The sequence below is a fragment of the Bradyrhizobium sp. AUGA SZCCT0182 genome (genome assembly GCF_018130185.1).
Taxonomy (GTDB): Bacteria; Pseudomonadota; Alphaproteobacteria; order Rhizobiales; family Xanthobacteraceae; genus Bradyrhizobium.
In genome coordinates this window covers 39173-51229 of record NZ_JAFCLY010000045.1, presented here as the reverse complement: position 1 = coordinate 51229, position 12057 = coordinate 39173, and the positions used below count along the sequence as shown (strand labels likewise).

The 12057-nt window shown below is 63.8% G+C and carries 9 protein-coding genes; 7 read left to right on the top strand and 2 right to left on the bottom strand.

Annotated elements, in window-relative coordinates:
* The first annotated feature begins 138 nt into the window (after positions 1-138).
* The 3 genes from JQ611_RS33495 to JQ611_RS33485 all read left to right on the top strand — a co-directional run bounded on the left by JQ611_RS33495 (position 139) and on the right by JQ611_RS33485 (position 4800).
* The gene (locus tag JQ611_RS33495) at positions 139-1068 is read left to right on the top strand and encodes an efflux RND transporter periplasmic adaptor subunit (protein WP_212269023.1); all 930 of its coding nucleotides are present in this window, start codon (positions 139-141) and stop codon (positions 1066-1068) included.
* Entirely contained in the window at positions 1068-4235 is a 3168-nt protein-coding gene (locus JQ611_RS33490; RefSeq protein ID WP_212467856.1) for an efflux RND transporter permease subunit, read from the top strand. Before JQ611_RS33495 ends, JQ611_RS33490 begins: the two co-directional genes overlap by 1 nt.
* A gap of 160 nt (positions 4236-4395) precedes the next feature.
* Positions 4396-4800 carry a nuclear transport factor 2 family protein gene (locus JQ611_RS33485; RefSeq protein ID WP_212269025.1) on the top strand — a complete coding sequence of 135 codons (405 nt, stop codon included), beginning with the start codon at positions 4396-4398 and terminating at the stop codon, positions 4798-4800.
* A 10-nt stretch (positions 4801-4810) separates the two neighbouring features.
* Here the strand turns inward: JQ611_RS33485 and JQ611_RS33480 are convergent, their stop codons facing one another.
* Entirely contained in the window at positions 4811-5485 is a 675-nt protein-coding gene (locus tag JQ611_RS33480) for a Crp/Fnr family transcriptional regulator (RefSeq protein ID WP_192735671.1), read from the bottom strand.
* A gap of 218 nt (positions 5486-5703) precedes the next feature.
* Here JQ611_RS33480 and JQ611_RS33475 point away from each other — a divergent pair, with 218 nt between their 5' ends.
* The 4 genes from JQ611_RS33475 (at position 5704) to JQ611_RS33460 (ending at position 11459) form a co-directional block, all read left to right on the top strand.
* Positions 5704-7836, top strand: a complete 2133-nt coding sequence (locus tag JQ611_RS33475; RefSeq protein ID WP_212467855.1) for an AsmA family protein — start codon at positions 5704-5706, stop codon at positions 7834-7836.
* 287 nt (positions 7837-8123) lie between these two features.
* The gene (locus tag JQ611_RS33470) at positions 8124-10568 is read left to right on the top strand and encodes an adenylate/guanylate cyclase domain-containing protein (RefSeq protein WP_312012305.1); all 2445 of its coding nucleotides are present in this window, start codon (positions 8124-8126) and stop codon (positions 10566-10568) included.
* 317 nt (positions 10569-10885) lie between these two features.
* Positions 10886-11149 (top strand): hypothetical protein, encoded by a 264-nt coding sequence (locus JQ611_RS33465; protein ID WP_212467853.1) that lies wholly within the window; start codon positions 10886-10888, stop codon positions 11147-11149.
* A 43-nt stretch (positions 11150-11192) separates the two neighbouring features.
* Positions 11193-11459, top strand: coding sequence for a hypothetical protein (locus JQ611_RS33460; RefSeq protein ID WP_212467852.1), 267 nt, complete (start codon positions 11193-11195; stop codon positions 11457-11459).
* 69 nt (positions 11460-11528) lie between these two features.
* On the opposite strand, the gene JQ611_RS33455 is transcribed toward JQ611_RS33460, so the two are convergent.
* Positions 11529-11759: a hypothetical protein gene (locus JQ611_RS33455; RefSeq protein ID WP_212001010.1), complete on the bottom strand. Its 231-nt coding sequence runs from the start codon at positions 11757-11759 to the stop codon at positions 11529-11531.
* Positions 11760-12057 lie beyond the last annotated feature (298 nt).

Genomic DNA, 12057 nt, shown 5'->3' with positions numbered 1-12057 from the left:
GCGTTGACCTAGATTTTCCGGCTACAATGCGTTCCGCAGCACCCTTGCGGGACGCATTTTGTTTTGGGTTCATTGTAATTTTTCGGTGAATCGGATGCACCCCGCTTCATTTGACTTCCAGTCTGGATTGATCCGGCGATGAAACTCTCCGAATACCTCAAACCTGCGCTCGGAGTAGCGTTCGTTGTTGTTGTGGGTGGCTTCTACTACTGGTTCGAGCACCGCTCCCGTCCCGAGCCCAAGGATACGCCCAGCCAGGCGCTGGTGATCGTGACCAAATCCACCAATGCCTGCTTCTCCGACATGGTGCGGGTCACCGGATTTATCGTGCCGCGCCGCGAAGCGCAGGTCGGCGTCGATCAGGAAGGCTCCAGGGTCACCGATGTCTTCGTCCGCGAAGGCGACATGGTGGCGGACAATCAGGAATTGGCACGCCTGACCGCGCCGCCGCAGCAGCCGGGAGCTCCGGGCGGCGGCAGGACTGGACCGATATCGCTGCGCACGCCTGGCCCAGGCCTCGTTACCGAAGTCAGGACCGCCGTCGGCGCGCCGGCCTCGCCGCAGGCCGGACCGATGTTCCGGATTTCCGTCAACAACGAGATCGAGCTGGAGGCCGAAGTGCCGAGCGTCCATCTGCTCAAGCTCAATCCCGGCGCCACGGTGCGGATCAGCCGCGACGACGCGCCCGATCTGGTCGGCAAGATCCGGCAAATCTCGCCGCAGATCGACCGCGCCACCCAGCTCGGCAAAGTCAGGATTTCGCTGAACAACAATCCCTCGCTCAAGGTCGGCATGTTCGCCCGCGCCAATATCGACGCCAAGCGCAGCTGTGGCGTCGCGGTGCCGCGTACCGCCATCGACCGCCTGACCCTGCAGGTGGTCAAGGAGAACAACAGGATCGAGACGCGAAAAGTCCGGGTCGGCCTGACGTCGGACACCTCTACGGAAATTCTTGAAGGCCTCGCCGTCGGTGAAACCGTCGTGGCCGATGCTGGAACCTCGCTGCATGACGGCGACCAGATCAAGACCATGTTTGCCGACGAACTCGAGCGCACGCGGACACGATAATGGCTTTGAATATCTCGGCATGGTCGATCCGGAACCCGCTTCCGTCCATCGTATTTTCAATCATCCTTCTGGTGCTGGGATGGGTCAGCTTCACCAAGCTCGCGGTCACGCGGCTGCCGAGCGCCGACATCCCCGTGATCTCGGTGGCGGTCTCGCAGTTCGGCGCGGCGCCCTCGGAGCTTGAATCTCAGGTCACCAAGACGATCGAGGACGGCGTATCCGGCGTCGAGGGCGTGCGGCACATTTCGTCGTCGATTACCGATGGCCTGTCGCTGACCACGATCCAGTTCGCGCTCGAGACCAACACCGACCGCGCGCTGAACGACATCAAGGATGCCGTCACCCGCGTCCGCGCCAGCCTGCCGCAAAACGTCACCGAGCCGCTGATCCAGCGCGTCGACGTGATCGGCCTGCCGATCGTCACCTATGCCGCGATCTCTCCGGGCAAGACGCCGGAGCAGCTGTCCTACTTCGTCGACGACGTCGTCAAACGCGCGTTGCAGGGCGTCCGCGGCGTCGCCCAGGTCGAGCGCATCGGCGGTGTCGAGCGCGAGATTCTGGTCTCGCTCGATCCCGACCGGTTGCAGGCCTCGGGGCTTACCGCCGTCAATGTCAGCCAGATCCTGCGCGGCACCAATGTCGACCTCGCCGGCGGCCGCGCCGGCATCGGCAACAACGACCAGGCGATCCGCACGCTCGCCGGCGCCAAGACGCTGAATGAACTTGCCGGCACCATGATCCCGCTGTTCGGCGGCGGCGAGGTGCGGCTCGACGATCTCGGCACCGTCACAGACACAATTGCCGATCGCCGGACCTTTGCCCGCTTCAACGGCGAGCCGGTGGTCGCCCTCGGCATCAAGCGCTCGAAGGGCGCCAGCGACGTGGTGGTCGCCGCCGCCGTGCAAAAACGCATCGATGCGCTGAAGGCGGCCTATCCCGACGTCGACCTGAAGATGATCGACACCTCGGTCGATTTCACCAAGGGCAATTACGAGGCGGCGATCTCGACCCTGTTCGAGGGCGCGATTCTCGCCGTCGTCGTCGTGCTGCTGTTCCTGCGCGACATCCGCGCCACGATCATCGCCGCGATCTCGCTGCCGCTGTCGATCTTCCCGGCGTTCTGGGTGATGGATCTGCTCGGCTTCTCGCTCAACCTCGTCAGCTTCCTCGCCATCACGCTGTCGACGGGTATTCTGGTCGACGACGCCATCGTCGAAATCGAAAACATCGTCCGCCACATGCGCATGGGCAAGACGCCCTATCGCGCCGCGCTGGAAGCCGCCGACGAAATCGGCCTCGCCGTGATCGCGATCTCGCTGACCATCATCGCGATCTTCGCGCCGGCGAGCTTCATGTCCGGGATCGCCGGGCAGTTCTTCAAGCAATTCGGCATCACCGTGTCGGTGCAGGTGTTCTTCTCGCTGCTGGCGGCGCGCTTCGTCACGCCGGTGCTGGCGGCCTACTTCCTCAAGGATCACCCGCATGACGACCCGCCGCCCGGCCGCCTGCTGCAGGCCTATACCAAGCTCGTGACCTGGTCGGTGAAACACTACTTCATCACCGTTTTGGCCGGACTGGCTATCTTTGCCGCTTCGATCTGGAGCATCTCGCTGCTGCCGCAGGGCTTCCTGCCGGCGCAGGACACCGCGCGCTCGCTGCTGGCGATGGAGCTGCCGCCAGGCTCGCAACTCGCCTACACCGAGAAGGTGACGGAAGAAATCGTCCAGCGCCTGCGCAAGCGCCCGGAGATCAAGAGCATATTCGTCGATGGCGGCCGGGTGCCGCCGGGAACGCAGGAAGTGCGGCGCGCCGCGCTGATCATCAACTACACGCCGAAGAAAGACCGCGACAGCAAGCACACCCAGCGCCTGCTCGAGCTCGATATCAGCAAGGAACTGGAAAACGTCCCGGACATCCGGTTCTGGTTCCTCGATGAAAACGGCCTGCGTGCGATTTCGCTCGTCGTGACCGGCATCGACAGCAACATCGTCGGCAACGTCGCCAACGAACTCGCGACCCAGATGAAGCGGATTCCGATCATCGCCAACGTGATCTCGGAAACCTCGCTCGACCGGCCGGAGCTTCGGATTCGCCCAAGGGCCGAACTGGCCGCACGGCTTGGCGTCTCCACCGAAAGCCTGTCGCAAACCATCCGTGTCGCCACCATCGGCGACGTCGGCCCGGCGCTCGCCAAGTTCGATGCCGGCGACCGCCAGGTGCCGATCCGCGTCCAGCTCGAGGACAGCGCGCGCGGCGACTTGCAGATGCTGCAGCAATTGCGGGTGCCGCTCGGCCAGCGCGGCGAGCGCGGCGGCGTGCCGCTGTCTGTCGTCGCCGACATCCAGCTCGACCAGGGCCCGACCAGCATCAACCGTTACGACCGGGAACGGCAGGCCACCGTCGCGGCCGACCTCGTCGGCACCGCGGCGCTCGGCGACGCGACCAAGATGATCTACGACCTGCCCGTGATGAAGAGCCTGCCGAAGGGCGTCAAGGTAAGCCCGTCGGGCGACGCCGAAAGCCTGGCTGAACTGTCAGACGGCTTTGCCACCGCCATCACCGCCGGCCTGATGATGGTCTACGCCGTGCTGGTGCTGTTGTTCGGCACCTTCCTGCAGCCGATCACCATCCTGTTCTCGCTGCCGCTTTCGATCGGCGGCGCGATCGCAGCCTTGCTGCTGACCGGCAAGCAGCTGACCACGCCGGTGTGGATCGGCATCCTGATGCTGATGGGCATCGTCACCAAGAACGCCATCATGCTGGTGGAGTTCGCGGTCGAGTCGATCCGCGAAGGCAACAAGCGTGATTTTGCGATCATCGACGCCGGCATCAAGCGCGCCCGTCCCATCATCATGACCACCATCGCGATGGCGGCCGGCATGATGCCCTCAGCGCTGGCATTCGGTGCCGGCGGCGAGTTCCGCTCGCCGATGGCGCTCGCGGTGATCGGCGGCCTGCTGTTCTCGACGGTGCTGTCGCTGGTGTTCGTGCCCGCGATGTTCATGATGATGGACGATCTCGGCGCGCTGATCTGGCGCTACGGCAAGCTGCTGCTGGCCTCGGAAGCCGAGAGCGACGATGTTCCGCCGGGCGGCCATCACACCGCACCGCCTCCAGCCAAGGGGCCGCCGCCGGTCCCGCCGGCGATGTCGCCCGCAGCGAAGTGAGGCGCTTTCCACCCACGCAAGCCCTCAACGGTCGATAGCCGAGATCGCCTGCGGCTCTGCAGGCGCTTGCATCGCGCCATTCATCCGAACCACTTCTGCTGTTGCCCGCATCGAAGCGGGTGCTATGCTCGGGCTCAACCAATAGTTTAAGGGGGGCGGGATGGCAGATCGAGAAGCGATGCGAAAGCTCGTCGAGCAAGCGTATGCAGACCGCGGTAGCGGCAACATCGAGGGCCTCATGTCAGCGTTTCACGCTGACGCGGTTTTCGAACTTGCCGGGGAGCCGAAGGTCCTCGCATTGGCGGGAGCGGTTCGCAGTCATCCGAACGTTCGCGAAGCGATGACTGGTTTCATTGGCGCTTTTCAGTTCATTGAGCGTGACATCATCGCCTTTATCGCAGACGGCGATCGCGCCGCCGTGCACTCGCGGCTCACGATGCGGTTCAAGGATAAGACCTTCACGACGGAATTGACCGACCTGTTCAAATTCCAGGACGGAAAAATCATCGAACTCGTCGAGTTCGCCGATACGGCGCTGATCAAGGAAATAACCGCCGGGGCCTGACGATCAGGCCCTACTCGTTGCGCGCCACCGTCGTCAGCTTGTTCAGGTTCTGCAGCAGGATGCGCCCGCGCTGCAGATCCAGAATCCCGTCCTTGCGCCAGGCCTGCAGTTGACGGTTGACGCTTTCGCGCGCGGCGCCGACGAACACGCCGAGCTGCTCCTGCGAAATATGCACTTCCGATCCGAAATCGGCAGCCAGCGCCACCAGCCTTCGCGCCAGCCGCACCGGCAGTGGCTGCAGCATGGATTCTTCCATCCGCTCGCTCTGCCAGCGGATGCGCTGGCACAGCAGCGTGATGATCTTGATGGCGACTTTCGGCTCACGTTCGAGGAAGGCGAGGAAATCCTCACGCCGGAGCACGAACAGTTCCGTCGCCTCGCCGGCGGTGGCGTCCGCAGTGCGGCTTTGGCCGTCGAGCACGGCGACTTCGCCGAAGAGGTCCCCTGAACCCATGAAGTTCAGGGTCAGGCGGCTGCCGTCGGAGGCGCCGGTCTCGATCCGGATCTGGCCGCGGCGGACCCCGTAAAGGGCGTCGCCGGGGTCCCCCTTCTGGAACAGCATCTCGCCGAGCCCCAGTTGCTGGGTGTGGCAGAGTCCGGAGATTCGCTGCAGTTCGTCGGCGCCAAGGTCCGCGAACATCGGGTTCATCTTCAAAATGACCGCAAATTCGGCCTGTTTGCTCATTGGTTTGCCTTCCAGTTCGATCCCAAAACCGTCCCCAAAGGCCCTAGCAAGATTCACCCCGACCGAAGTGTGTCATAAGTCACATAGCATTGCAGTAGCCTTGGAATAATTTTGGCTTCTTTGAGCGATGTCCCCTTCCGGGATAAGCTCGCTTGTCCGGCTGTGCCCCATCGGGCGCGGCCGAAACCGATGCCGTTTGCCCGGCCTGGAAAGTCGAAATGAGAGCATTGAAATTCGCCGTGGCCGCCATCGGCGCCGTGATCGTCATCATCGCGCTGCTGCTCGTGATCGGCATCCCGTCCGGCTTCATGACGTCGCAGATCCAGGAACGGGTCGAGCGCGAGACCGGCTACAAGCTCACCATCAACGGCGGAACCAGGGTCGGGCTCTGGCCGTCGCTCAACATCACGCTGAACGACGTCGCGCTGCAGGATCCGAAAGATCGCGACATCAACCACCGCCTCACCGCGGTCAGCATCCAGGCAGACGTGACACTGGCGAGCCTGTGGTCCGGCAAACCGCAAGTTACCGAACTTGTCATCGTTCGTCCGGTGCTGAACCTGCCGCTGCAGCGCGAACGCATCAAGGATATCAATCAGCCGTCGAGGCCGGCCGCCGCGATCAAGGGCGAAGCCTTTACCATCGAGCATGTCAGCGTCACCGGCGGCACGATCGTGTTTTCCAATCTGCGCGACCGCGTCGAGAACAAGATCGAGACCATCAACGCCGACATGACGATCGATGCCGACCGCAAGATCCGGGCGACCGGCAATGCGCGCGCCGGCGAGCACGCGTTGAAATTCGACATCAAGGCGGTGGCCCCGGCACCGCCGCTCGAACGGCAGAACATCCCGACCGAATTCAAGATCGACGCACCCGGCTTCCTGCACGGGCAGCTGTCGGGCAAGGCGGAAGTCCGGCTCAACGGCCCGGTGGTGATGATCAACGGCCTGACCGGCACGCTCGGCGACGGCGCGTTCAATGGCTGGGCCTCGGTCGATACCGCAAGCAAGCCGCTGGTGAAGCTCGATCTGGATTTCCAGCGGCTCGATGTCGCGATGGGCCGTGGTGACGGCGGTTCGGCGGCGCAGCCCTGGAGCAATGCCGCGATCGATCTCAATGGCCTCAATTATATCGATGCCCAGGCGCGGATCTCCGCGGCGGCGCTCAATATCGGCGACGCGCGTTTCGCGCCGGCGGCGATCGACGTCACGCTCAACAGCGGCGTGCTGAAGACGCAGGTTTCCAATCTCGGCGCCTATGACGGCAACACCAATGGCGATCTCACCATTGATGCCTCGACCGCCAATCCTTCGTTTGCGCTGCGGGCCGATCTTAACGGCGTACGCGCGCTGCCGCTGCTGAGGAGCCTGGCCGATTTCGACAAGCTCGACGGCAGGATGCAAACCAAGATCAGCGTCCGCTCCACCGGCAACAGCCAGCGCGCGATCATGGCGGGCTTGCAGGGCACCGCGTTCGTCGTGTTCCAGGACGGCGCCATCAAGGGCCTCAACGTCGCCCAGATGATCCGCTCGCTCACCTCGGGCACCCTGTCCGGCTGGCAGGAAGGCAAGGAGCAGTCGACGGATCTGTCGCAGCTTTCGGCGTCGTTCAAGATCGACAAGGGGCAGGCCGTCACCACCGATCTCAATCTGGTCGGCCCGCTGGTGCGGATGACGGGCGTCGGCACCATTGCGCTCGACACCAAGCAGATCGGGTTCCGCGTCGAACCAAAGCTCGTGATGACCACCGAAGGCCAGGGCCGCGCCAATGAGCCGGTCGGATTCGGCATTCCCGTGATGATCGAGGGGCCGTGGGGCGCGCCGAAAATCTATCCGGACATGCAGGGCATTTTGGATAATCCCGACGCCGCCTATGCCAAGCTCAAGGAGATGGGCAAGGGGCTGTTTGGTCCCAATGGCGGCCTCGGAACCGTATTGGGTCCCAATAGCGGGGGCATCGGCGCCGCGTTGGGCGGCCTGCTCGGCGGCGGGCAAGGTGCAACCGGCGGGCAAGGCCCGGCTGGAGGACAGGGCGCGGCGCCTGGACAGGGCGCCGGCAGGCCGGGCGATCTGCTCAGCGGCCCGCTCGGTGAGACCATCGGCAATCTGCTGCAGCAGGGATTGAGCGGCGGCTTGGGCCAGGGGCTGGGCCAAGGGCAAGGACAAGGCGGCGCGGCTGGTCCAGGCGCACCGCGGCCGAACAGCCCGCGAAGCATCCCGATTCCGGGCCCGCAGCCCACTGATGCCGAGCCCGCGGCGCCGGCCGCCCCGACGGCGCAAAATGACACAGCTCCGCAAGCTGACAGCCAGCCGATGAACGACGTCTTGCGGCAGCTGTTTAATCGGTGAGCTTGGTCCCTCGATAGACCGTGACCCCTCACCCCAGCCCTCTCCCACAAGGGGAGAGGGGGCCGACTTCCGCTGCCGCAACGGTCTCGGCCCGTAATGGCCACACGCACCGCCGATTTCCCCGGATAACTGCCCAAAGTCGGAGCTAACCATGTGTGGGATAGGCCACCTGCTCGGCCCTCAAATCGTGCTAAAAAGGCCCAACCGCGACGGCTCCCGGCCGGGGAATGCCGCCACCGGCAAAACCGATGCGCGCGCAAGAGGCGTGGCGCACGAGGGTCGTGGATGTGAGCGCCGCCAAGGGCAAAGTCTGGTTCCTGCGTGAGGGCCTGTTCGCGAAATACGTCGTCGCGCTGGTCGGCCTTGTCGTGTTCGTGCTCGCCGTCAACGGCGCGATGGAAATCTGGATCAGCTATCGCGGCATCAAGAGTTCGCTGACCGACGGCATGTCGGAGAAGGCGGAAGCAACCGCCAAGCGCATCCAGCAATCGATGTCGGACCTCGAACGGCACATCAACTGGGTGACGCGGACCTCTTCCTACAAGATCGAGGACCGCCGCGCCGACTATGCGCAATTGCTCAACCAGGTACCCTATGTGAGCCAGCTGACGCTGCTCTCGGCCCAGGGCCGCGAGCAGCTCCGCATCACGCGCCAGACGGTCCACTACGGCAGCAACGCCGATTTCTCCCGCGACCTGCGCTTCACCGAGTCCGCTTCCCGCGGCACCAGCTTTGCGACGCCCTATTTCCGGGACGGGCGGCCGTTCACGTCGATCTCGTTGCCGCATTCGGATTCCCAGGTCACCGTCGCCGAAATCAATCTTACCTTCCTGCAGGACTTCTTCGGCGATACCGAGATCGGCAGGACAGGCTTTGCCTATATCGTCGACAGCAAGGGCCAGGTGCTGGCGAGTTCGTCGAAGGGCCCCGAAATCGGCAAGGACGTCTCAAGCCTCCCGCAGGTCGCCGCCATCAAGGGCTCGCTGCTGTCGGAGGGCACGGACATTGCCGGCAACGACGTGCTGACGACGGTGAGCGCGGTGCCGCGGATCGGCTGGTTCGTGTTCTTCGAGCAGCCGACGGCGCAGGCGCTGATGCCGATCCGCGATCAACTGATGCGCATCGCGCTTCTGATTGCGATGGGCCTCGTGACCGCGATCATCGCCGGCACTGTCATGGCGCGGCGGATGCTGGTGCCGATCAACGCGCTGCGCGCCGGCGCGCATCGCCTCGGCGGCGGCGATTTCAGCCACCGCATCGAGGTGAAGACATCCGACGAGCTGGAAGAGCTTGCCGACCAGTTCAACGGCATGGCGAGCCAGCTTGCGGAAACCTATTCCGGCCTGGAGGCCAAGGTGAAGGAGCGGACGCGGGATCTCGCGCAGTCGATCAACGAGCTGAAAGTGCTCGAGGAGGTCGGCCGTGCGGTGTCGTCGTCGCTCGACCTCAACGCCGTGCTGCCGACGGTCGCCGCCCGCGCGCTCGAAATCACCCATGCCGACGCGGTCTTGATTTACGGCTATGACGCCGCGAACCGCAAATTCAACCTCACCGAATCGATCGGCATCGACAAGGCGGCCGAAGGCAAGCACCTTGCAATCGAGGCCGACAACTCGCCGCTCGGCGAAGCCGCCGCGCGGGGCGAGCCGATCGCGATCCCCGACCTTGACGCGACGGCGGATCATCCGCTGCGCGACGTCGTGGTCGAGGCCGGTTTCCATTCGGTGCTGGTGGTGCCGCTGGTCGACCAGCAGGGCATCTTGGGATCGCTGGTGGTGCTGCGGCAAAACGCCGGCGAATTTTCCGACAACCTCATCGGCTTGATGAAGACCTTTGCGCACCAGAGCGTGCTCGCGATGCGCAACGCGCGGCTGTTCTCTGAGGTCGACCACAAGAGCCGCGAACTGGAGATGGCGAACTCCACGGTGCGCGAGCAGGCCGACAAGCTGCAGGAGCAGACCGACCAGCTCAAGGACTGGAACAAATCGCTGGAGGAACGGGTCGAGACCCAGCTCGGCGAGATCGAACGCATCCGCCGTCTCGAACGTTTCCTGGCGCCGCAGGTGGCGCAGCTGATCGCCTCCGGCGACGGCCATGAAGGCCTGCTCGACAGCCACCGCCGCGAAGTCACTGTCGTGTTCTGCGACATGCGCGGATTTACCTCGTTCACCGAGACCACCGAGCCGGAAGAGGCGATGAACGTGCTGCGGGAATATCACGCCGCCCTTGGCGCGCTGATTTTCAAGTATGAGGGCACGCTCGACCGCTATGCCGGCGACGGCGTGATGATCCTGTTCAACGCGCCGATCCAGTTCGAGGACCATGTCAAGCGCGCGGTGAAGATGAGCGTCGAGATGCGCGACGCCATCGGGCAGCTGACCGAGAAGTGGCGCAACCGCGGCCACAATCTCGGCTTCGGCATCGGCATTGCGCTGGGCTACGCCACGCTCGGCCAGATCGGCTTCGAGCAGCGGCTGGAATATGCCGCGATCGGCAGCGTCACCAACCTCGCCTCGCGCCTGTGCGACGAGGCCAAGGCCAACCAGATCGTGGTGTCCAGGCGCGTCTACGGCATGGTCGAGCAATGGGTCGAGGGCCGGCCGATCGACGATCTCAATTTGAAGGGTTTTAACCATCCGATTCTTGCGGCCGAGATTACGAGCTGGCGGGAAGAGGTGGATAATGTGGTGGATGCGGCGTCTGCGGCGCGGCGGCAACAGAAGAAGTCGTAATTGCCTTCGTCCCGGCGAAGGCCGGGACCCATACCGCGTGATGCTCACTTTGCGGAAGGTATCTAACGCCGGCGTTCTCGCCGATGGGCCGCGGCGTATGGGTCCCGGCCCCCGTGCGCAATCGCGCACTAGGCCGGGACGACGGGTGGTGTTGGTCGGGCTCCCCGCAGCCAACCCGACAAATCGTCGCAGCGCACAAAAACAGCGTCTCTTATCCGCATCGCATAGAACCCGTTGCCCGCTGGATGCGACAAACGGCGGTCAGTTCGCATTCGAGGTCGCGGCCTGGACAGTCCCCAAACACCAGGAGCTTCCCGATGCTTTCCCGCACCACCTATGTATCCGTCATCACCCTTGCCGCCGCCGCAGCCAGCCTTGCCACCGCCTCGGTCGCGCAGGCCGGGATGGTCGGCAATTCCAACTTCGCCGGCTCGAAGACGGTGATCAACCGTCCGATGCCGACGCCGCCCCGCGTTCAGACGCCGTTGCCGATGATCAAATCGAATCTCAAGCTGGATTGCCGTGCACACCGCGATCGGGACGCGGCGGGCAACGTCTTTGCTTCCTACCGCTGCCGCTAGGCGTCCCAGGACGACAAACACCCAAAAACCAGGAGCTACCCCGATGTTTTCCCGCACCGCCTATGTATCCATGATCACCCTTGCCGCCGCCGCAGCCAGCCTTGCTTCCGCCTCGGTCGCGCAGGCCGGGATGGTCGGCAATTCCAACTTCGCCGGCTCGAAAACGGTGATCAACCGCCCGATGCCGACGCCGCCCCGCGTTCAGCCGACGCGGCCGATGATCAATTCGAATCTCAAGCTGCATTGCCATAAGTACGTCGATCGGACCACCAATCCGGGCCACCCCGTGTGGGCTACCCATTGCCACTAAGTAATCCAGAACGACGAACGACATGGAACGATCAAGCTCCATGTCGTCGCCGGCCCGTCGTGACGAAGGTCAAAAGTTGCACTTCGCCGCGTTGACGACCTTGATGCCGCCGGTCTTGGGATCGAACTTGGCCTGCTTGCCGACGACGCAACCCTTGCCGTCGAGCTTGCCGTCATCGAACAGTTTCTTGCCGTTCGAATCGTAGATCGCCATGCGGTGTTTGCCCCTTGCGTAAGCACCTGAGGAAGCGGTGAGCGCAACGGCGACGGCGGCGGTGAGGATGAGAGCTGAGCGGAACATTGGTGTAGACCTTTCGTGTTGAAATCTCCCCATCGGAGACAGCGCAAACGTAAGGTGTTCTGTCGCTTCGCACTGTGCGTGGAGTCACATCGGGTGCGCGTGTGTGTGTTTCGTCGGCAATTTCTGATTCGATTTTGAATATCCGCCTACGCTCTTCGAGCTACGGCGTGACGTGTCCGCGTCGTCGCCGCTCATCGTCGTCCCGGCGAAGGCCGGGACCCATAACCACCGGCGATAGTTGTTTTTGCGTGCAGGTCGTTATCTTCCCTTTTCAACAATAAGGGCCGCGGCGTATGGG

Coding starts and splice junctions, on each gene's coding strand:
- JQ611_RS33460 (WP_212467852.1), top strand. CDS start 11,193: ATGTTTTCCCGCACCGCCTATGTATCCATGATCACCCTTGCCGCCGCC.
- JQ611_RS33480 (WP_192735671.1), bottom strand. CDS start 5,485: ATGAGCAAACAGGCCGAATTTGCGGTCATTTTGAAGATGAACCCGATG.
- JQ611_RS33490 (WP_212467856.1), top strand. CDS start 1,068: ATGGCTTTGAATATCTCGGCATGGTCGATCCGGAACCCGCTTCCGTCC.
- JQ611_RS33465 (WP_212467853.1), top strand. CDS start 10,886: ATGCTTTCCCGCACCACCTATGTATCCGTCATCACCCTTGCCGCCGCC.
- JQ611_RS33495 (WP_212269023.1), top strand. CDS start 139: ATGAAACTCTCCGAATACCTCAAACCTGCGCTCGGAGTAGCGTTCGTT.
- JQ611_RS33455 (WP_212001010.1), bottom strand. CDS start 11,759: ATGTTCCGCTCAGCTCTCATCCTCACCGCCGCCGTCGCCGTTGCGCTC.
- JQ611_RS33485 (WP_212269025.1), top strand. CDS start 4,396: ATGGCAGATCGAGAAGCGATGCGAAAGCTCGTCGAGCAAGCGTATGCA.
- JQ611_RS33475 (WP_212467855.1), top strand. CDS start 5,704: ATGAGAGCATTGAAATTCGCCGTGGCCGCCATCGGCGCCGTGATCGTC.